At 41.1% G+C, this 19,879-nt stretch carries 19 protein-coding genes; all 19 read left to right on the top strand.

Annotated elements, in window-relative coordinates; genetic code table 11:
- The first annotated feature begins 97 nt into the window (after nt 1-97).
- Nucleotides 98-2,014, top strand: coding sequence for a 1,4-alpha-glucan branching protein GlgB (glgB, locus tag IYQ92_RS01165; RefSeq protein WP_195674930.1), 1,917 nt, complete (start codon nt 98-100; stop codon nt 2,012-2,014).
- Nucleotides 2,011-3,150 carry a glucose-1-phosphate adenylyltransferase gene (locus tag IYQ92_RS01160; protein WP_195674929.1) on the top strand — a complete coding sequence of 380 codons (1,140 nt, stop codon included), beginning with the start codon at nt 2,011-2,013 and terminating at the stop codon, nt 3,148-3,150. Before glgB ends, IYQ92_RS01160 begins: the two co-directional genes overlap by 4 nt.
- Entirely contained in the window at nt 3,140-4,273 is a 1,134-nt protein-coding gene (gene glgD / locus IYQ92_RS01155; protein WP_195674928.1) for a glucose-1-phosphate adenylyltransferase subunit GlgD, read from the top strand. Before IYQ92_RS01160 ends, glgD begins: the two co-directional genes overlap by 11 nt.
- Nucleotides 4,270-5,697, top strand: a complete 1,428-nt coding sequence (glgA, locus tag IYQ92_RS01150; protein ID WP_195674927.1) for a glycogen synthase GlgA — start codon at nt 4,270-4,272, stop codon at nt 5,695-5,697. Before glgD ends, glgA begins: the two co-directional genes overlap by 4 nt.
- A gap of 198 nt (nt 5,698-5,895) precedes the next feature.
- Nucleotides 5,896-6,096, top strand: coding sequence for a F0F1 ATP synthase subunit C (locus IYQ92_RS01145; RefSeq protein WP_195674926.1), 201 nt, complete (start codon nt 5,896-5,898; stop codon nt 6,094-6,096).
- A 32-nt stretch (nt 6,097-6,128) separates the two neighbouring features.
- On the top strand, nt 6,129-6,839 hold the full coding sequence (gene atpB / locus IYQ92_RS01140; RefSeq protein WP_195674925.1) for a F0F1 ATP synthase subunit A: 711 nt from the start codon (nt 6,129-6,131) through the stop codon (nt 6,837-6,839).
- A gap of 17 nt (nt 6,840-6,856) precedes the next feature.
- A complete protein-coding gene (gene atpF, locus IYQ92_RS01135) occupies nt 6,857-7,354 on the top strand; it encodes a F0F1 ATP synthase subunit B (RefSeq protein WP_195674924.1) in 498 nt (165 codons plus the stop codon).
- Entirely contained in the window at nt 7,354-7,890 is a 537-nt protein-coding gene (locus IYQ92_RS01130) for a F0F1 ATP synthase subunit delta (protein WP_195674923.1), read from the top strand. The genes atpF and IYQ92_RS01130 overlap by 1 nt, the downstream gene beginning before the upstream one ends.
- A gap of 15 nt (nt 7,891-7,905) precedes the next feature.
- A complete protein-coding gene (gene atpA / locus IYQ92_RS01125) occupies nt 7,906-9,411 on the top strand; it encodes a F0F1 ATP synthase subunit alpha (RefSeq protein WP_195674922.1) in 1,506 nt (501 codons plus the stop codon).
- A 16-nt stretch (nt 9,412-9,427) separates the two neighbouring features.
- On the top strand, nt 9,428-10,309 hold the full coding sequence (locus IYQ92_RS01120) for a F0F1 ATP synthase subunit gamma (protein WP_195674921.1): 882 nt from the start codon (nt 9,428-9,430) through the stop codon (nt 10,307-10,309).
- A 38-nt stretch (nt 10,310-10,347) separates the two neighbouring features.
- Nucleotides 10,348-11,754, top strand: a complete 1,407-nt coding sequence (gene atpD / locus IYQ92_RS01115; RefSeq protein WP_195674920.1) for a F0F1 ATP synthase subunit beta — start codon at nt 10,348-10,350, stop codon at nt 11,752-11,754.
- A 12-nt stretch (nt 11,755-11,766) separates the two neighbouring features.
- Complete coding sequence (locus IYQ92_RS01110; protein ID WP_195674919.1) at nt 11,767-12,183, top strand: F0F1 ATP synthase subunit epsilon; 417 nt, start codon at nt 11,767-11,769, stop codon at nt 12,181-12,183.
- A gap of 163 nt (nt 12,184-12,346) precedes the next feature.
- A complete protein-coding gene (locus IYQ92_RS01105; protein WP_195675062.1) occupies nt 12,347-12,577 on the top strand; it encodes a DUF1146 family protein in 231 nt (76 codons plus the stop codon).
- Nucleotides 12,578-12,644: 67 nt separating this feature from the next.
- On the top strand, nt 12,645-13,916 hold the full coding sequence (gene murA, locus IYQ92_RS01100; protein ID WP_195674918.1) for a UDP-N-acetylglucosamine 1-carboxyvinyltransferase: 1,272 nt from the start codon (nt 12,645-12,647) through the stop codon (nt 13,914-13,916).
- A gap of 2 nt (nt 13,917-13,918) precedes the next feature.
- On the top strand, nt 13,919-14,107 hold the full coding sequence (locus IYQ92_RS01095; RefSeq protein ID WP_229311256.1) for a DNA-directed RNA polymerase subunit beta: 189 nt from the start codon (nt 13,919-13,921) through the stop codon (nt 14,105-14,107).
- A 22-nt stretch (nt 14,108-14,129) separates the two neighbouring features.
- A complete protein-coding gene (locus IYQ92_RS01090; RefSeq protein ID WP_195674917.1) occupies nt 14,130-15,008 on the top strand; it encodes a DNA/RNA non-specific endonuclease in 879 nt (292 codons plus the stop codon).
- Between the two features lie 476 nt (nt 15,009-15,484).
- Complete coding sequence (gene pheS, locus IYQ92_RS01085; RefSeq protein ID WP_195674916.1) at nt 15,485-16,525, top strand: phenylalanine--tRNA ligase subunit alpha; 1,041 nt, start codon at nt 15,485-15,487, stop codon at nt 16,523-16,525.
- 3 nt (nt 16,526-16,528) lie between these two features.
- Nucleotides 16,529-17,050, top strand: coding sequence for a GNAT family N-acetyltransferase (locus IYQ92_RS01080; RefSeq protein WP_195674915.1), 522 nt, complete (start codon nt 16,529-16,531; stop codon nt 17,048-17,050).
- A 276-nt stretch (nt 17,051-17,326) separates the two neighbouring features.
- Nucleotides 17,327-19,732 carry a phenylalanine--tRNA ligase subunit beta gene (gene pheT / locus IYQ92_RS01075; protein ID WP_195674914.1) on the top strand — a complete coding sequence of 802 codons (2,406 nt, stop codon included), beginning with the start codon at nt 17,327-17,329 and terminating at the stop codon, nt 19,730-19,732.
- Nucleotides 19,733-19,879 lie beyond the last annotated feature (147 nt).

Here is a 19,879-nt window from a genome sequence, read left to right as displayed (position 1 = left end):
TAGTAGGGATGAAAATAATTACAAATGGCTTGTATCACATTTATTTTTATCACTTTTACACTATTTTCATGGCTTTGAGGGAAAAAGAGGTAAGTAGATGAACGAAGAGAGTCTCTATACTTTTGGAACAGGAGAAAATTTCCATATTCAAGAGTATTTTGGTGTTCATCAGGATGAGGAAAATCCTGACTATTACTATTTTAGGGTATGGGCACCCAATGCTGAGCAAGTGTGGGTGATTGGCGACTTTACCAATTGGCGAGAAAATGCTCTTGCTATGACCAAAAATGAAGCGGGTGTTTGGGAAGTTCGCACAGATTTGGCTAAAGCAGGTCAACTCTACAAATATCTTGTTCAAAGACAAGGTGGTCAACAGGCTGAAAAAATCGATCCAGTATCCATTTATATGGAAAAACGCCCAGGAACAAGTGCAGTCGTCAAAACACTTTCAGACCGTAAATGGACAGATGGTCTCTGGATGGGACGTCGTAAGCGACTAGGTTTCAAAGAGCGTCCCGTTAGCATTTATGAAGTTCACGCAGGTTCTTGGAAAAATGATGAGTCAGGCAAGCCAATGACTTTCTCACAATTGAAAGATGAGTTGGTCCCTTACCTGGTTAAAATGAATTACACACATGTTGAATTCATGCCACTGATGGCACACCCTCTGGATATGAGTTGGGGCTATCAGTTGATGGGCTACTTTGCTTTTGAACATACCTACGGGACACCAGAAGAATTCCAAGATTTTGTAGAAGTCTGTCACAAGAATAATATCGGTGTCATTGTTGACTGGGTTCCTGGACATTTCACTCAAAATGATGATGCCTTAGCTTATTTTGACGGGACTGCAACCTATGAATATCAAGATAGCGACCGCGCTCACAATTACCGCTGGGGAGCTCTCAACTTTGACTTAGGCAAGAATCAGGTGCAATCTTTCTTGATTTCAAGTGCTCTGTTCTGGATTGAATACTACCATATTGATGGTATTCGTGTTGATGCTGTAAGTAATATGCTTTATCGTGATTACGATGAAGGACCATGGACACCAAATGTTTTCGGTGGCAATCGTAACCTAGAGGGCTACAATTTCCTACGCCGTCTAAATGGTATCATCAAGTATCGCCATCCAGATGTCATGATGATTGCAGAAGAGTCAACGGCAGCGACGCCTATCACCAAATCTTTGGAAGAAGATGGTTTAGGTTTTGACTACAAATGGAACATGGGCTGGATGAATGATATTTTGCGATATTATGAAGAAGATCCATACTACCGCAAGTATGATTTCAATCTTGTGACCTTCAGTTTCATGTACTGCTTCAATGAAAATTTCATTTTGCCATTCTCACACGATGAAGTTGTCCATGGTAAAAAGAGTATGATGCATAAGATGTGGGGAGACCGCTACAATCAATTTGCAGGCTTGCGCAATCTCTACACCTATCAAGTTTGCCACCCAGGAAAGAAATTGCTCTTTATGGGAAGTGAATTTGGACAATTTTTGGAATGGAAGTATAACCATGAATTGGAATGGGGCAACTTAGAAGATAAGTTGAACCTAAAAATGCAAGGCTTTACCAGCCACCTCAACCAATTTTACAAGGAGCACAAAGCTCTTTGGCAAATCGATGATTCCTACGATGGAATTGAGATTATCGATGCTGACAATAAAGATGAATCTGTTTTATCCTTTATCCGAAAAGATAAAAAAGGAAATCTGTTAGTCTGCGTTTTTAATACAACTCCTGTTGAGCGTCGCCAGTTTACAATTGGTTTACCGATAGCAGGTCTTTATGAAGAAGTATTAAATACTGAAATGAGTGAATTTGGAGGTACTTGGAAAGAAGGTAATCCTGTAACAAAAACAAAAGCAGGGCTATGGAAAGACTATCAACAAACCCTAACCTTTACCTTGCCGGCTTTAGGAGCAAGTATTTGGCGTCTAAAACGACGACTAGGTAAACGTAAAGAAAAAGACGAAAAGAACGCTGAAAGGAACGAACTATGAAAAATGAAATGTTGGCACTTATCTTAGCAGGCGGACAAGGAACTCGTCTCGGAAAATTAACACAAAGTATTGCAAAACCCGCAGTACAATTTGGTGGACGCTATCGTATCATCGACTTTGCACTGTCAAACTGTGCTAACTCTGGTATTAACAATGTCGGAGTCATCACGCAATACCAACCACTAGCCCTCAACAGTCATATCGGGAACGGTTCATCTTGGGGACTTGATGGCATCAAGTCTGGAGCTACAATTCTTCAGCCCTATTCAGCGACTGAAGGTAACCGTTGGTTCCAAGGTACCAGCCATGCCATCTACCAAAACATTGACTACATTGACAGTATCAATCCAGAATATGTTCTCATCTTGTCAGGTGACCATATTTACAAGATGGACTATGACGATATGCTCCAAACACACAAAGACAATAAGGCAAGCCTAACGGTTGCTGTTATTGATGTGCCGCTTGAAGAAGCAAGTCGTTTCGGTATCATGAACACAGACTCAAATGACCGTATCGTTGAGTTTGAAGAAAAGCCAGAACATCCAAAATCAACTAAGGCTTCAATGGGTATCTATATCTTTGACTGGAAACGCCTACGTACGATGTTAGTTGATGCTGAAAAGAACAATGTTGATATGTCTGACTTTGGTAACAATGTTATTCCAGCCTATCTTAAATCTGGTGAACGTGTTTACACTTACAACTTCAAAGGCTACTGGAAAGACGTTGGAACAATCCGATCACTCTGGGAAGCAAACATGGAATACATTGGTGAAGACAATGAGCTTCACAGCCGTGACCGTTCATGGAAAATTTACTCTAAAAACTTGATTGCTCCACCAAACTTTATCACTGAAAAAGCTGATGTCAAAGATTCACTGGTTGTTGATGGATGCTTTGTTTCAGGTAAAGTAGATCACTCAATTCTTTCAACTAATGTTCAAGTTAAAGAAGGTGCTGAAATCAAAGATTCATTTATCATGAGTGGTGCAATCATTGGTGAAGGTGCTAAAATCACTCGTGCTATTATTGGTGAAGGTGCCAAAATTGGTGAAGGTGTCGTCATTGACGGTACAGAAGAAGTGCAAGTTGTTGGTTATAATGAAGTAGTGGGGGTACCAAATGAAGATTGATAAATATTCTGCAATCCTAGGAAGCACAATTGGCTTTCATGAAATGAAAAGCTTAACAGATACACGTCCTTTGGCAAGCTTACCTTTTGATGGTAAATATCGTCTCATTGACTTCCAATTGTCAAATCTAGCAAATGCCGGCGTTCGTAGCGTCTATGGAATCTTCCGTGGACAAAATATCCGTTCTATCTTTGACCACATTCGTTCAGGTCGTGAATGGGGACTCAATACCTTGCTTAGCCACTATTTCCTTGGCTTCTACAATGCAAGTATGGAAAGTTCAACAGCAGATAAAGATTACTATGACCAAATTTTGACTTATCTCAAACGTTCAGGATCTGACCAAACTATCTATATGTCTTGCGATATCCTCTGCAACATTGATTTGGCGCAAGTTATTCATTTACACAATGCAAACAAGCGCAATTTGACAGTTGTTTATAAGAAAATGCCTAAAGAAGCTGTTTCCTCTGTTAATGATATTCTTGAAGTTGATGATTCAGACACAGTTGTCGGTCACAAATCAGAAGCTAGCAATGAAGGAACAGAAAAAATGTCAGCTGGTATCTACATTGTCAATACACCTTGGTTGATTGAGCAAATGGAAGCAGAAGCTGAAAAAGAAGCGCCTCGTAAGCTCCGCTATCTTCTTCAAGATTTGACAGTGTCTGCCCAAGCTTTGGCCTTTGAATACACTGGCTACCTTGCTAATATCTTATCTATCAAGTCATACTATGATGCCAACATGGACATGCTTGACAGTCAAAAATTCTATTCACTTCTTTACTCAAATCAAAAGGTTTATACAAAAGTTAAGAATGAAGAATCAACATATTTTGCTAACGAATCAACTGTTAAAAATGCACAATTTGCATCTGGTAGTATTGTTAAAGGAAATGTTGAACATTCAATCATTTCACGTAACTGCCGTGTCAAAGAAAATTCAAAAGTTGTTAACAGTATCATTTTCCCTAAAGTTATTATCGGTGAAGGCGCAGTTGTTGAAAATGCCATCATTGATAAAAACGTTTCAATTGCACCAGGCGTAACTATTCGCGGTACAAAAGAAAATCCAGTTGTTATTGCTAAAGCTACTGAAATTGTTGAGGATGTGATTCAATGAAAATAATGTTTGTTGCGGCAGAAGGTGCACCTTTTGCCAAAACAGGCGGTTTAGGCGATGTCATTGGGGCATTACCTAAATCTCTTGTTAAAAACGGTAACGAGGTTGCCGTTGTGCTCCCCTATTATGATGTCGTTGATGCTAAATTTGGTGACCAAGTCGAAGATGTTATGTACTTCTACACAGAACTCGGCTGGCGTCGTGTATATGTTGGTGTGAAGAAGATTGTCCGCGATGGTGTGACTTTCTACTTCATTGACAATCATGATTATTTCTTCCGAGGGCATGTTTACGGCGATTGGGATGATGGTGAACGCTTTGCCTTCTTCCAATTAGCTGCGCTTGAACTCATGGAAAAAGTTGATTTCATTCCAGATGTTCTTCATGTGCATGACTACCATACAGGGATGATTCCTTTCTTGCTTAAGGAAAAATATCACTGGATTAACGCTTATAAAGACATCAAAACTGTCTTTACTATCCACAACATCGAATTCCAAGGTCAGTTTGACCCAGGCATGCTTTGGGAACTCTTTGGTGTCGGTTACGAACGTTACGCAGACGGTACTCTTCGCTGGAATGATTGCCTTAACTGGATGAAAGCAGCAGTGCTTTACGCAGACCGTGTGACGACTGTTTCACCATCTTATGCCGAAGAAATCAAAACTCCTGCATTTGGTAAGGGACTTGACCAAATCATGCGCATGGAATCTGGCAAACTATCTGGTATTGTCAATGGTATTGATACTGATTTGTTCAATCCAGAAACAGACCCACACTTGGTTACCCATTTCTCAGTCGATGATTTGACTGGTAAGGCTAAGGACAAAGCTGCGTTGCAAGAACGTGTTGGTTTGCCAGTCCGTGATGACGTACCTCTTATTGGTATTGTTTCACGCTTGACTGACCAAAAAGGTTTTGATTTGGTGGTCAATGAGTTGAGCAATATTCTGAAAAGAGATTTGCAAATCGTTGTGCTTGGTACAGGTTATGCTGATTATGAAAATGCATTTTCATGGTTTGGTCAACATTACCCAGATAAATTATCTGCTAACATCACATTTGACCTAGAATTGGCACAGCAAATTTACGCTGCTTGTGACCTCTTCCTCATGCCTTCAGCCTTTGAGCCATGTGGGCTTTCACAAATGATGGCTATGCGCTATGGAACGCTTCCATTGGTTCATGAAGTAGGTGGTCTTCGCGATACCGTTGAGTCTTACAATCCAGTAACTGGTAGCGGAACAGGATTTTCATTTAATAACTTCAGTGGTTTTTGGATGACTACTACACTTGATTTCGCCTTAGATACTTACAAGAATCACAAAGACGCTTGGCGTAAGTTGCAAGAACAAGCGATGACTAGAGACTTTTCTTGGGATAGTGCTAGTCAAGACTACATTGCATTATATCAAGATTTATAAAGAAGCAGAGCTATTTCGTTCGGGAATAGCTCTTGTTTTGCAAGGGAATGAAAACAAAACAAATCAAGGCGCTAGTAAAACTAAACAAAGGTTAAGATTGGTTTAAGAAAGCGCAAACATTTTTATGATTTCGTTGACATCTACCCAAAATAGGTCTAAAATAACGAAGTAAAATAATTTTAAAAGGAGAATTCTATCATGAATTTAGCTATTTTAGCACTCGGTATTGCCGTTATGGGTGTTTCTATCGGTGAAGGTATCTTGGTTGCCAACATCGCCAAATCAGCTGCTCGTCAACCAGAAATGTTCAGCAAATTGCAAACATTGATGTTCACTGGTGTTGCCTTTATCGAAGGTACTTTCTTCGTTCTCTTCGCCTTCACATTCATTGTGAAATAAACTCAATTTAGAGCAAAAAGGAGGGATGAGGTTTGGAATCAACTAGTAATCCAACCGTATCTTTTTTAGGTCTTGACTTTGACTTAACAATCCTTGCGATGTCTCTTCTTGCAGTCACTATTGTTTTCGTATTAGTTTTCTGGGCTAGTCGTAAGATGACTTTGAAACCAAAAGGAAAACAGAATGTCCTTGAGTATGTTTTTGAACTTGTAAATAGTACCATTAAGCAAAATCTCGGTGGCTACACTAATAACTATAGCTTATTAATGTTTGTTATCTTCGGTTTTGTCTTAACATCAAACATGATTGGTCTACTTACAAAACTCGAAACAAAAGACTACAATTTTTGGACTTCTCCAACAGCTAATTTCGGTGTGACTTTGACTTTGTCATTGCTCATCGCAGTTGTCTGTCACGTTGAAGGAATTCGAAAACGTGGTTTCCTAGGTTACCTTAAAGGTTTCCTTGAACCAATGCCTGGTATGCTCCCAATGAATATCTTGGAAGAATTGACAAATGTTGCCTCACTTGCTTTGCGTTTGTTTGGTAATATTTACTCTGGTGAAGTTGTAATGTCATTGATTCTTGAACTTGCAAAAGTCAATGCCTTTACAGGTCCAATTGCATTTATTATTAACATTGCATGGACAGCCTTCTCAGTCTTCATTGGCTTTATCCAAGCGTATGTCTTTATCATTTTGAGCTCAAGCTACATTTCTAACAAAGTTAATGGTGAAGAATAGAAAGAGAGGGGAGAATTATGTCAATACTTTTTAATAGTACAACCTTAGGTGACATTATCATTGTTACCGGCTCAGTAATCCTCTTACTCGTTCTTATTCGAGTGTTTGCTTGGAATCAAATTACTGGAATTTTTGAAGCTCGTGCCGAAAAAATTGCCAACGATATCGATTCTGCAGCATCTGCTCGTAAAGAAGCTGAGGAATACGCAGCAAAACGTGAAAAAGAGTTGTCTCAAGCTAAAGATGATGCAGGTGAAATCATTGAAAGTGCAAAAGAAACTGGTCAAGCAAAAGGTGATCAAATTATTGCTGAAGCTAAAGCAGAAGCAGATCGCTTGAAAGAAAAGGCTAACCAAGATATTGCACAAAGTAAAGCAGAAGCACTTGCTGGTGTCAAATCTGAAGTTTCTGATTTAACAGTATTGTTAGCTGAAAAAATCATGACAAAAAATCTTGACAAAGAAGCCCAAAGCCATCTCATTGATAGCTACCTTGATAAGCTAGGAGATGCCTAATGGACAAGAAAACACAAGCTCTAGTTGAGCAATATTCTAAGAGTCTTGTTGAAGTTGCTATCGAGAACAACCAAGTTGAGTCTGTTCAAGAAGATGTTGCAGCTTTAGTGAGTGTTTTTGAAACAAGTGGTCTTGATGATGTCTTATCAAGCTTAGCTGTTCCACATGCAGAAAAAGTAAAATTTGTTAGGTTATTTCAAGAGTCTAGTTCAGTCTATATGAACAATTTTCTTGAGGTAATTTTGCAAAATGAACGTGAGTCTCTTTTGTTGGCAATCTTGACATCAGTTCAAGATAAATTTATCCACGAAACGGACACATTTGATGTTAAGGTGACAACTGCTGTCGCTTTAACAAAAAAACAAAAAGAGCGTATTTTCGAAGTCGCAAAAGACAAACTTGCCATCGAAAATGGACGTTTAGTTGAAGTCGTTGACGAATCTATTATCGGTGGATTTATCATCAACGCAAACAATAAAGTAATTGACGCTAGTGTTCGTAGCCAATTGCGTCAATTCAAAATGAAATTAAAATAGAAAGTGGTGTGACTTTTGGCAATTAATGCACAAGAAATTAGCGCTTTAATTAAAAAGCAAATTGAAAACTTCCAGCCAAATTTTGACGTCACAGAAACTGGTGTTGTCACTTATATCGGTGATGGTATCGCACGTGCTCGTGGTTTGGATAATGCCATGAGTGGTGAACTTCTTGAATTTTCAAATGGTGCCTTCGGTATGGCTCAAAACTTGGAGTCAAATGATGTAGGTATCATTATCCTTGGGGATTTTTCAGAAATTCGTGAAGGTGATGAAGTAAAACGTACTGGTAAAATCATGGAAGTGCCAGTAGGGGAAGCACTTATCGGACGTGTTGTTAATCCACTCGGACAACCAGTCGATGGACTTGGTGATATTAAAACAACAGCAGCTCGTCCAGTTGAAACACCTGCTCCTGGCGTTATGCAACGTAAATCAGTTTCTGAACCGCTCCAAACTGGTCTTAAAGCTATTGATGCTTTGGTTCCAATCGGACGTGGTCAACGTGAATTGGTTATCGGTGACCGTCAAACAGGTAAAACATCAGTCGCTATCGATGCTATCTTGAACCAAAAAGGTCAAGACATGATTTGTATTTATGTAGCGATTGGTCAAAAAGAATCAACAGTTCGTACACAAGTTGAAACACTTCGTAAATACGGTGCTCTTGATTACACAATCGTTGTGACAGCCTCTGCTTCACAACCATCTCCGTTGCTTTACATCGCTCCTTATGCTGGTGTAGCAATGGCTGAAGAATTTATGTACAATGGTAAACATGTTTTGATTGTCTATGATGATCTTTCAAAACAAGCCGTAGCTTACCGTGAACTTTCCCTTCTTCTTCGTCGTCCACCAGGTCGTGAAGCTTACCCAGGGGATGTTTTCTACTTGCATAGTCGTCTATTGGAACGTTCTGCCAAAGTTTCTGATGAGCTAGGTGGTGGCTCAATCACTGCCCTTCCATTTATCGAAACTCAAGCGGGTGATATTTCAGCCTACATCGCCACAAACGTTATCTCAATTACTGATGGACAAATCTTCTTGCAAGAAAACCTATTCAACTCAGGTATTCGTCCAGCCATTGATGCTGGTTCATCAGTATCTCGTGTTGGTGGTGCTGCCCAAATCAAAGCTATGAAACGCGTTGCAGGTACACTTCGTTTGGACCTTGCATCATATCGTGAACTTGAAGCCTTTACGCAATTTGGTTCAGATTTGGATGCTGCAACACAAGCTAAATTGAACCGTGGTCGTCGTACAGTGGAAGTATTGAAACAACCATTGCACAAACCACTCTCAGTTGAAAAACAAGTTGTGATTTTGTATGCTTTGACACATGGATTCTTGGATGATGTGCCAGTTAATGATATTTTGGCATTTGAAGAAGCTCTTTATGATTACTTCGATGCACATTATGAAAACATCTTTGAAACAATCCGTACAACTAAAGATTTACCAGAAGAAGCAGAATTGAATGCTGCTATCCAAGCTTTCAAAGATCAATCACAGTTTAAATAAATAGGAGGGTTCACATATGGCAGGCTCTCTTAGCGAAATTAAAGAAAAAATCATCTCAACTGAGAAGACAAGTAAAATCACAAGTGCCATGCAAATGGTATCCTCTGCAAAACTTGTTAAATCAGAGCAATCTGCAAAAGACTTTCAAATTTACGCATCAAAGATTCGCCAAATTACAACTGACCTATTGAAGTCTGAACTGGTTTCAGGTTCTGACAATCCGATGTTGGTATCTCGTTCTGTTAAGAAAACAGGGTATATCGTGATTACATCTGATAAAGGTCTCGTTGGTGGTTACAATTCGAAAATCTTGAAAGCCATGATGGATACTATTCATGAGTATCATACAGGTAAAGATGATTATGCGATTATTTCAATCGGTGGGACAGGTTCAGATTTCTTTAAAGCACGTGGTATCAATGTTGCCTTTGAATTACGTGGCTTAGAAGATCAACCAAGTTTCGATCAAGTTGGTCAAATCATTTCACAATCTATTGAAATGTATAAAAATGAACTCTTTGATGAACTCTACGTTTGTTATAATCACCATGTGAACAGCTTGACAAGTCAAGTTCGTATGCAACAGATGCTTCCAATTACTGAATTGGATGCGGAAGAAGCATCCGAGGATAAAGTGATTACTGGTTTTGAGTTGGAACCAAATCGTGAAGTGATTTTGGAACAGCTCTTGCCACAATACACTGAAAGCTTGATTTATGGAGCGATTATTGATGCCAAAACAGCAGAGCATGCAGCCGGAATGACAGCCATGCAAACTGCCACTGATAACGCCAAAAACGTTATCAATGACTTGACCATCCAATATAACCGCGCCCGTCAAGCTGCAATCACACAAGAAATCACAGAAATCGTTGCTGGTGCAAACGCACTTGAATAAACTTTTTCTGTAACTAAAAATCTTAAAAGGAGAAATACATGAGCTCAGGCAAAATTGCTCAGGTTGTAGGTCCTGTCGTTGACGTGGCATTCGCTACTGGCGACAAACTTCCTGAGATTAATAATGCATTGATTGTTTATAAAAATGGCGATAAAGCACAAAAAATCGTTCTCGAAGTTGCTCTAGAACTTGGTGACGGTCTTGTGCGTACCATCGCTATGGAATCAACTGATGGGCTTACTCGTGGAATGGAAGTTCTTGACACTGGTCGTGCTATCAGCGTACCAGTAGGTAAAGAAACTCTTGGTCGTGTTTTCAATGTCCTTGGTGACGCTATCGACCTTGAAGAACCATTTGGCGATGACGTAGAACGTCAACCAATCCACAAAAAAGCACCAGCTTTTGATGAATTATCAACATCATCAGAAATCCTTGAAACTGGTATCAAAGTTATTGACCTTCTTGCCCCTTACCTCAAAGGTGGTAAAGTTGGACTTTTCGGCGGTGCCGGTGTTGGTAAAACCGTTCTTATCCAAGAATTGATTCACAACATTGCCCAAGAACACGGTGGTATCTCAGTATTTACCGGTGTTGGGGAACGTACCCGTGAAGGGAATGACCTTTACTGGGAAATGAAAGAATCTGGCGTTATCGAAAAGACAGCCATGGTCTTCGGTCAAATGAATGAGCCACCTGGAGCACGTATGCGTGTTGCTCTTACCGGCTTGACCATTGCCGAATACTTCCGTGATGTGGAAGGTCAAGACGTGCTGCTCTTCATCGATAACATCTTCCGTTTCACCCAAGCAGGTTCTGAAGTGTCAGCCCTTCTTGGTCGTATGCCATCAGCCGTTGGTTACCAACCAACCTTGGCTACTGAAATGGGGCAATTGCAAGAACGTATTACATCAACCAAAAAAGGTTCTGTTACCTCTATCCAAGCCATCTATGTGCCAGCTGATGACTATACTGACCCAGCGCCAGCGACAGCTTTCGCTCACTTGGATTCGACAACTAATTTGGAACGTAAATTGACGCAAATGGGTATTTACCCAGCCGTTGACCCATTGGCATCATCATCACGTGCCCTCGCTCCTGAAATTGTTGGGGAAGAACACTATGCTGTTGCCACAGAAGTTCAACGTGTCCTTCAACGTTATCGTGAATTGCAAGACATCATTGCCATCCTTGGTATGGATGAATTGTCAGATGAAGAAAAGACCTTGGTAGGTCGTGCTCGTCGTATCCAATTCTTCTTGTCACAAAACTTTAACGTTGCCGAAACATTTACAGGTCAACCAGGTTCATACGTTCCAGTTGAAGAAACAGTTCGTGGCTTCAAGGAAATCTTGGAAGGTAAACATGATGATCTTCCAGAAGATGCCTTCCGTATGGTTGGTGGTATCGAAGATGTTATTGAAAAAGCAAAATCAATGAACTACTAATGAGGTGATACTATGGTATATATGACCGTTCAGGTAGTTACACCAGACGGTGTTCGTTATGATCACCATGCAAATTTTATTTCAGTTAAGACGCCAGATGGTGAGATGGGGATTTTACCAGATCACATCAGTATCATCGCACCTTTGACTGTTCACGAGATGAAAATTCGTCGTATTGATGATGATAGTCACGTGGACTGGGTTGCTATTAACGGTGGCATTCTTGAAATGAAAGACAATCTTGTCACTATCGTTGCCGATTCGGCTGAGCGTGAACGTGATATTGATGTCAGCCGTGCTGAACGTGCTAGGTTACGCGCCGAACGTGAACTTGAGCATGGTCAAACAACGCATGATATTGATGAAGTTCGTAGAGCACAAGTTGCCCTTCGACGCGCCCTCAACCGTCTTAGCGTTGGTAGCAAGTAAGAGAAAACTAAGTAACAGTCGTTGCTTAGTTTTTTGTTGTCCTGCCTTCCAGGAGTCGAGCAAGTCTCTATATGATGCTTACTTGCTCTTTGGATGCTGTTAAGTTTCTTCTCTTATCCTCATTTTGGTATTTGGCAAATTTTGTTATAATAGAAGCATGGAAATGATAATGTCTATCGTGACTTTAGTTAGTCACTTATTGTTTATTACACTGGTTAATCAACTCCTTCGACAATTGTTTGATTGGTCTAAGCTGATTAAGGTGTCTCCTGAGAATATAACACGTCTCAATGTTTTTATTTTATTATTGAGTATTGCGATTGGTTATCTTATCAGCCATTTTTTGATTGAAGTGATTCAAGTCAGTCAAAGTCTGTTTTTCGTGTTCCGATAAGAGAAAACTGAGGGAAACTATGGTATAATCAATTTGCTATTGTTAAAAGAATGGAGAAAATTTTATTATGGATAAAATCATTGTTGAAGGTGGCAATACCCGTCTTCAAGGTGAAGTTGTCATTGAAGGAGCAAAAAATGCAGTCTTGCCATTGCTAGCTGCAACAATTTTACCTAAGGAAGGTCAAACGCGCTTGCGCAATGTTCCAATTTTGTCAGATGTTTACACCATGAACAACGTTGTTCGTGGACTTGATATTGACGTGGATTTTGACGAAGCCAAAAATGAAGTTCTTGTGGATGCTTCAGGGAATATTCTTGATGTAGCGCCATATGAGTACGTCAGTCAAATGCGTGCCTCAATCGTTGTCTTGGGACCAATCTTAGCTCGTAACGGGCATGCTCAAGTTTCTATGCCAGGTGGTTGTACGATTGGTAGTCGTCCGATTGACCTTCACTTGAAAGGTTTGGAAGCGATGGGTGCGACCATCACTCAAACTGGTGGTGATATTACAGCAGTAGCAGACCGCCTTAAGGGGACTAAAATTTATATGGATTTCCCTTCAGTTGGTGCGACTCAAAACTTGATGATGGCGGCAACCTTGGCTGATGGTGTTACTGTCATTGAAAATGCTGCTCGTGAACCTGAAATCGTAGACTTAGCTCTGCTATTGAACAAAATGGGAGCAGACATCAAGGGTGCTGGTACTGAAACATTGACGATTACTGGTGTTGAGAGTCTCCACGGTGCTGAGCATGATGTGGTTCAAGACCGTATTGAAGCAGGTACTTTTATGGTCGCAGCTGCCATGACAAATGGCGATGTTTTGATTAAAGATGCTATTTGGGAACACAATCGTCCGCTACTGGCTAAATTGATTGAAATGGGTGTTGAAGTGATCGAAGAAGATGGCGGTATTCGCATCAAAGCTAATACAGCGTCACTAAAACCAGTTACGGTTAAAACCTTACCGTACCCAGGATTTCCAACAGATATGCAGGCGCAATTCACTGCCTTGATGGCTGTGGTCAAGGGGGAATCTACAATGGTTGAGACAGTTTTCGAAAATCGTTTCCAACATTTGGAAGAAATGCGTCGTATGGGATTGCACACTGAGATTCTTCGTGATACTGCCATGGTTCACGGCGGTCAAAAACTTCAAGGTGCTCCAGTGATGTCAACAGATTTACGTGCTAGTGCAGCCTTGATTTTAGCTGGTATGGTAGCAGAAGGAACAACGACTGTTGGTAAATTGACACATTTGGATCGTGGTTATTACCAATTCCATGAAAAATTAGCAAAACTTGGTGCCAATATTAAACGTGTAAGCGAGGCTTAATCATGAACAGCGGTGGACAATACGTACTCAAACAACTTGTCTTGATTTTAATTGTTGTTATTCTTTGCTTAATCTTTTTAGCTATCGGTTTGATACTAGGCTATGCTGCTTTTGGTGATGGAAAAAATGCTTTCGCTATCCTCTCACCAAGTAAATGGTCAGCCATCATTGCTAAATTTACAGGGCAGTAGTAGTCTTATTTGAAGGGAAATTATGGCTAAGAAAAAACAAGTGGCGTCTATCACGTCGCTCATTATCGCGGGGCTTTCTGCGGGGGCAGTCTTTTTATCACAATCGAATGCAATCCCAGATTCTAGTCCCATTAAGCAAGTCGCTCATTTAGTTGTTAATCAGAGTAAGACTTCAAGTAGTCAGGTCAAGGTAACCTCAAATCAATCATCGGCTAGTGATGATGCACCGACAGAGAGTCTAGCAAGTTCGGTTATGACAGTATCCGTGAAGCAACAACTAGGCAAAGCGGTAACTTGGAACAAAGCTGGTGCTTATATCGTCAATGGAAATAAGAACGACCTGAATGCTAAAGTTTCAAGTGCTCCCTATGCCAATAACCAAACGAAGACAGTTCAAGGCGAAACGGTTCCGACAGTTGCCAATGCTTTACTGGCAAAATCAACGCGTCAATACCGGAGCCGTGAAGAAACTGGTAATGGGTCAACTTATTGGAAGCCTGCTGGTTGGCATCAGTTGCAAAATCTCAGTGGTTCATATAGCCATGCGGTGGACCGTGGTCATTTGATTGGCTATGCTCTGGTTGGAAACCTCAGAGGATTTGATGCGTCAACTAACAATCCTAAAAATATTGCTACCCAAGCAGCTTGGGCTAATGAGGCCAATTCATCAACATCGACAGGTCAGAATTATTATGAAACACAGGTTCGAAAGGCACTTGATAATAATAAACGCGTTCGTTATCGAGTGACGCTTATCTACGATGGCAATAATATTTTGGCATCTGGAACGCATTTGGAGGCTAAATCTTCGGATGGGAGTTTGGAATTTAATGTCTTTGTGCCAAACGTTCAACCTGGTTTGACCTTTAACTATGCTAATGGCGAGGTTTCGAAAAATTAGACGGAAAAATCAAAAGACTGAGGACGAAAATAGTTGTCTTCTGCCTTTTGGTAATGGTTGCTATCATCAAATAAGTTGAGGAGATCAGCTATTTTCATAAAAGTAAGAGAAATTTATCGGTAGCATAAGGCTTCGCAGACTTTGTTTAAGAGGAGTGAGCATTGTAGCGACAGCAGAAAACATGGGTAGTCAGCGCTATCAATTTGATTTGGGTTTGCAGAATGGTTAAAGTTTTGGTAAAATAATATCAATTGAATATCGGTCTGTGAGACTAGTACATCAAGGGAAGCTGTCCAGGGAGTTGAGCCGTGACTGAAAGCTCAATCAGTGAAAATTGGTCGAATTCACTCGCAAAAAGACTGTAAATTAAGGTCTGATTATCAGATAAAAACGGATGGTACCGCGTGTCAACGCTCCGATGAAGGAGTATTGGCACGTTTTTTTGTTAGTCAGATGGTCAAATGTTTGGAGGAAAAATGGATTTACAATCACAATTGGAAGAGTTGAAAGTTTCGACTCAAGCAAAATTGAAAGAAATGAATGGTAATCACGCCAAAGAATTGCAAGATTTGCGTGTTGCCGTATTGGGTAAAAAAGGCTCTTTGACAGAATTGCTTAAAGGGCTCAAAGATTTGTCAAATGACCTTCGTCCTGTCGTTGGGAAACAAGTCAATGAAGTGCGCGATGTCTTGACATCAGCCTTTGAAGAGCAAGCTAAAATTGTTGAAGCAGCCAAAATTCAGGCACAGTTGGAATCAGAAAGTCTTGATGTGACTTTGCCAGGTCGCCAAATGAACCTTGGTCACCGTCATGTGTTGACACAAACCAGCGAAGAAATTGAAGATATTTTCTTAGGCATGGGCTTCCAAGTCGTTGATGGTTACGAAGTTGAGCAAGACTACTACAACTTTGAACGCATGAATTTGCCAAAAGATCACCCTGCACGTGATATGCAAGATACTTTCTACATCACAGAAGAAATTTTGCTTCGCACACACACATCACCAGTTCAAGCGCGTACAATGGACAAACACGATTTTTCTAAAGGTCCTTTGAAAATGATCTCGCCAGGACGCGTTTTCCGTCGTGATACTGACGATGCCACTCACTCACACCAATTCCACCAAATCGAAGGCTTGGTTGTCGGTGAAAACATCTCAATGGGTGATCTTAAAGGAACTCTTGAATTGATTTCACAAAAAATGTTTGGTGCTGACCGCAAAATCCGTCTTCGTCCGTCATACTTCCCATTCACTGAACCATCCGTTGAGGTTGACGTCTCATGTTTCAAATGTGGCGGTAAAGGCTGTAACGTCTGCAAGAAAACAGGTTGGATTGAAATCCTCGGTGCCGGTATGGTTCACCCAAGCGTTTTGGAAATGTCTGGCGTTGATTCAGAAAAGTACTCTGGCTTTGCCTTCGGTCTAGGTCAAGAACGTATCGCCATGCTCCGCTATGGAATCAACGACATCCGCGGCTTCTATCAAGGTGATGTCCGATTCACAGAGCAGTTCTAAGTTATGGCTGAAATTATTTTTAAAAGAGTTGGTCTTGAAGATGTTGAGGATTTGCAGGCAATAGCAGAGCAGACCTTCCGAGAAACTTTTGATCATGCCAATACGCAAGAGCAACTGCAAACCTTCTTCGATGAGGCTTACGCTCTGCCAGTATTAGAAGCGGAAGTCAGTCATCCTGAATCAGCAACTTATCTTGTTTATTTTGGAGATGACTTAGCTGGTTACCTCAAGGTCAATTGGGGCAGTCAACAAACCGAGCATGAACTAGAAAATGCTTTTGAAGTGCAACGAATTTATTTACTACAAGCCTTTCAAGGTCAGGGACTTGGTAAAGCCACCTTTGCATTCGCAATGGACTTGGCTGAACAGTCTGGACTAGACTGGGTATGGCTAGGCGTCTGGGAACATAATCACAAAGCGCAAGCCCTCTATCAAAAATTCGGCTTTGAAAAATTCGCCGAACACCAATTCCCAGTTGGAGACAAAGTAGACACCGATTGGTTGCTCAAAAAACGCTTAAAATAAACTTCAAATAAAAGTAGCGCAGCGATCGTGAGCGAAGCGAACCCCACAAAATATTTTTCGTCGTGGTGAAATTTTTAGTGATAACATTGTTACCACTAAAAACGGAAATTTGGAGACTTTGGCTCAAATTAGGAATGCTTTGACAGTCAGGGGAGTGACTGTCAAAGGTGGCAGATAGAAAAAGCGTAGCTTTTACCTTCCGTCCGTAGGAGGTCGCTTCTGTCCGCACTACTTAAAGAAAGTATAGTAAAGAAATAATATTAAGAAAGAGATTACATGTTAGTATCATACAAATGGTTAAAAGAGTTGGTCGATGTAGATGTCACAACGGCTGAACTTGCTGAAAAAATGTCAACGACAGGTATCGAAGTAGAAGGTGTGGAAACACCAGCAGAAGGCTTGTCAAAATTGATCGTAGGACACGTTTTGTCTTGCGAAGATGTGCCTGAAACACACTTGCACCTCTGCCAAGTGGACACTGGCGATGAAGAACCTCGCCAAATCGTCTGCGGTGCCCCAAATGTTAAGGCAGGCATCAAGGTTATCGTTGCGGTGCCAGGTGCTCGTATCGCTGACAACTACAAAATCAAAAAAGGGAAAATCCGTGGCATGGAATCTCTCGGAATGATTTGTTCCCTCCAAGAACTTGGCTTACCAGACAGCATTATTCCGAAAGAATTTTCAGATGGTATCCAAATTTTGCCTGAAGATGCCGTGCCTGGCGACAGCATTTTCCCATACCTTGACTTGGATGACGAAATCATCGAATTGTCCATCACGCCTAACCGTGCGGACGCTCTTTCTATGCGTGGTGTCGCCCATGAAGTGGCTGCTATCTACGGCAAGGACGTTCATTTTGAAGAAAAAAATGTGACAGAAGTAGCTGAAAAAGCAGCCGACAAGATTTCTGTAGCTATCAAGTCTGACAAGGTCTTGACTTACATGGCGCGCGTAGTTGAAAATGTGACTATCGCACCAAGTCCTCAATGGCTCCAAAACAAACTCATGAACGCGGGCATCCGTCCAATCAATAACGTGGTTGACGTGACCAACTACGTACTGTTGACTTACGGACAACCTATGCATGCCTTTGATTTGGATAAATTTGATGGCTCTGCTATCGTGGCGCGTGAGGCCGTCGCAGGAGAAAAACTAGTAACACTTGATGGTGAAGAACGTGAATTAGTCGCCGGTGACTTGGTCATCACAGTTGATAACAAACCCGTTGCTCTTGCTGGTGTTATGGGCGGTCAATCAACTGAAATTGATGATAATTCTAAAAACGTTGTCCTTGAAGCTGCGGTCTTTGACGGGACATCAATCCGTAAAACAAGCGGACGACTTAACCTTCGTTCAGAAAGCTCATCACGCTTTGAAAAAGGCATCAACTATGACACAGTAGCAGAAGCCCTTGACTTCGCAGCTGCTATGTTGACTGAATTAGCTGGCGGACAAGTCCTTGCTGGTCAAGTGGTTGCAGGTTCTGTTCCCACTGAACCCGTTGAAGTGTCAACAACTCTCGGCTATGTTAACACTCGCTTGGGAACTGAATTGACTTACGCTGACATTGAAGAAGTCTTTGCTAAACTTGGTTTTGGTGTAACTGGCAATGCAGATAAATTCACAGTTTCTGTACCACGTCGCCGTTGGGATATTTCAATTCAAGCTGACTTGGTTGAAGAAATTGCGCGTATCTATGGTTACGAAAAACTTCCAACAACCCTTCCAGAAGCTGGTGCTACTGCAGGTGAGTTGACAGCGACACAAAAACTCCGTCGTCAAGTTCGCACCATCGCAGAAGGGGCTGGTTTGTCAGAAATCATTTCTTACGCTTTGACGACGCCTGAAAAAGCGGTTGAATTTACAACTGTCCCTACAAATGTGACTGAGCTTATGTGGCCAATGTCTGTTGAGCGCTCTGCCCTTCGTCAAAACGTCGTGTCTGGTATGCTTGATACCGTGGCCTACAACGTTGCTCGTAAAAACGGCAACCTTGCCATCTACGAAATCGGTAAAGTCTTTGAACAACCGGGTAATCCAAAAGAAGAGCTTCCAAATGAAGTTGAAAAATTTGCCTTTGCAGTGACTGGATTGGTTGCTGAGAAAGATTTCCAAACCAAAGCAACACCAGTTGACTTCTTCTATGCTAAAGGAATCGTCGAAGCCTTGTTTGAAAAACTTGGTTTGGCAGTTGATTTTGTTGCTAACAAAGAATTGGCAAGCATGCACCCAGGTCGTACGGCCTCAATCCTTCTTGACGGTCAAGAACTTGGCTTCCTCGGTCAAGTTCACCCACAAACAGCTAAGAACTACAATATCCCAGAAACTTATGTGGCTGAAATCAACTTGACTGCTGTTGAAGCCAACTTGAACGATGACCAAGTCTTTGTGGAAATCACTAAATTCCCAGCAGTTTCACGCGACATCGCCCTTCTTGTCTCAGCAGAAACAAGCCATAAAGACATCGTTGAAGCCATCAAGGCTGCTGGTGTGAAACGTTTGACTGATATCAAACTCTTCGACGTTTACGCAGGAAGTAATATCGCCTCTGGCTTTAAATCAATGGCCTACAGCTTGACCTTCCAAAACCCAAGCGACAACTTAACCGATGAAGAAGTTGCCAAATACATGGAAAAAATTGCCAAATCATTGACTGAAACGGTTAATGCTGAGGTACGTTAATTATTTGATAGAGAAAGAGTCTGACGATTTGTTCAGGCTCTTTTAGAAAGGAAAAAGATGAAACTTAATTTTCAGCTTTTGGCTCAGAATATAGATTTGGTTCCAGCTCAGCTATTGGTCAATGCCAAAACATTAGATGACTTTTAG

The organism is Streptococcus sp. HF-1907, assembly GCF_015594605.1.
Taxonomy (GTDB): domain Bacteria; phylum Bacillota; class Bacilli; order Lactobacillales; family Streptococcaceae; genus Streptococcus.
Note: the sequence above shows the minus strand (reverse complement) of the source record. Positions and strands in the feature narration are given on the sequence as shown.

What these genes read in the sequence shown, in the direction of transcription:
- atpD (WP_195674920.1), top strand. Translation starts at nt 10,348, where the DNA reads ATGAGCTCAGGCAAAATTGCTCAGGTTGTAGGTCCTGTCGTTGACGTG.
- glgD (WP_195674928.1), top strand. Translation starts at nt 3,140, where the DNA reads ATGAAGATTGATAAATATTCTGCAATCCTAGGAAGCACAATTGGCTTT.
- murA (WP_195674918.1), top strand. Translation starts at nt 12,645, where the DNA reads ATGGATAAAATCATTGTTGAAGGTGGCAATACCCGTCTTCAAGGTGAA.
- pheS (WP_195674916.1), top strand. Translation starts at nt 15,485, where the DNA reads ATGGATTTACAATCACAATTGGAAGAGTTGAAAGTTTCGACTCAAGCA.
- IYQ92_RS01130 (WP_195674923.1), top strand. Translation starts at nt 7,354, where the DNA reads ATGGACAAGAAAACACAAGCTCTAGTTGAGCAATATTCTAAGAGTCTT.
- IYQ92_RS01160 (WP_195674929.1), top strand. Translation starts at nt 2,011, where the DNA reads ATGAAAAATGAAATGTTGGCACTTATCTTAGCAGGCGGACAAGGAACT.
- IYQ92_RS01090 (WP_195674917.1), top strand. Translation starts at nt 14,130, where the DNA reads ATGGCTAAGAAAAAACAAGTGGCGTCTATCACGTCGCTCATTATCGCG.
- IYQ92_RS01145 (WP_195674926.1), top strand. Translation starts at nt 5,896, where the DNA reads ATGAATTTAGCTATTTTAGCACTCGGTATTGCCGTTATGGGTGTTTCT.
- IYQ92_RS01105 (WP_195675062.1), top strand. Translation starts at nt 12,347, where the DNA reads ATGATAATGTCTATCGTGACTTTAGTTAGTCACTTATTGTTTATTACA.
- IYQ92_RS01110 (WP_195674919.1), top strand. Translation starts at nt 11,767, where the DNA reads ATGGTATATATGACCGTTCAGGTAGTTACACCAGACGGTGTTCGTTAT.
- glgB (WP_195674930.1), top strand. Translation starts at nt 98, where the DNA reads ATGAACGAAGAGAGTCTCTATACTTTTGGAACAGGAGAAAATTTCCAT.
- atpF (WP_195674924.1), top strand. Translation starts at nt 6,857, where the DNA reads ATGTCAATACTTTTTAATAGTACAACCTTAGGTGACATTATCATTGTT.
- IYQ92_RS01080 (WP_195674915.1), top strand. Translation starts at nt 16,529, where the DNA reads ATGGCTGAAATTATTTTTAAAAGAGTTGGTCTTGAAGATGTTGAGGAT.
- IYQ92_RS01120 (WP_195674921.1), top strand. Translation starts at nt 9,428, where the DNA reads ATGGCAGGCTCTCTTAGCGAAATTAAAGAAAAAATCATCTCAACTGAG.
- glgA (WP_195674927.1), top strand. Translation starts at nt 4,270, where the DNA reads ATGAAAATAATGTTTGTTGCGGCAGAAGGTGCACCTTTTGCCAAAACA.
- IYQ92_RS01095 (WP_229311256.1), top strand. Translation starts at nt 13,919, where the DNA reads ATGAACAGCGGTGGACAATACGTACTCAAACAACTTGTCTTGATTTTA.
- pheT (WP_195674914.1), top strand. Translation starts at nt 17,327, where the DNA reads ATGTTAGTATCATACAAATGGTTAAAAGAGTTGGTCGATGTAGATGTC.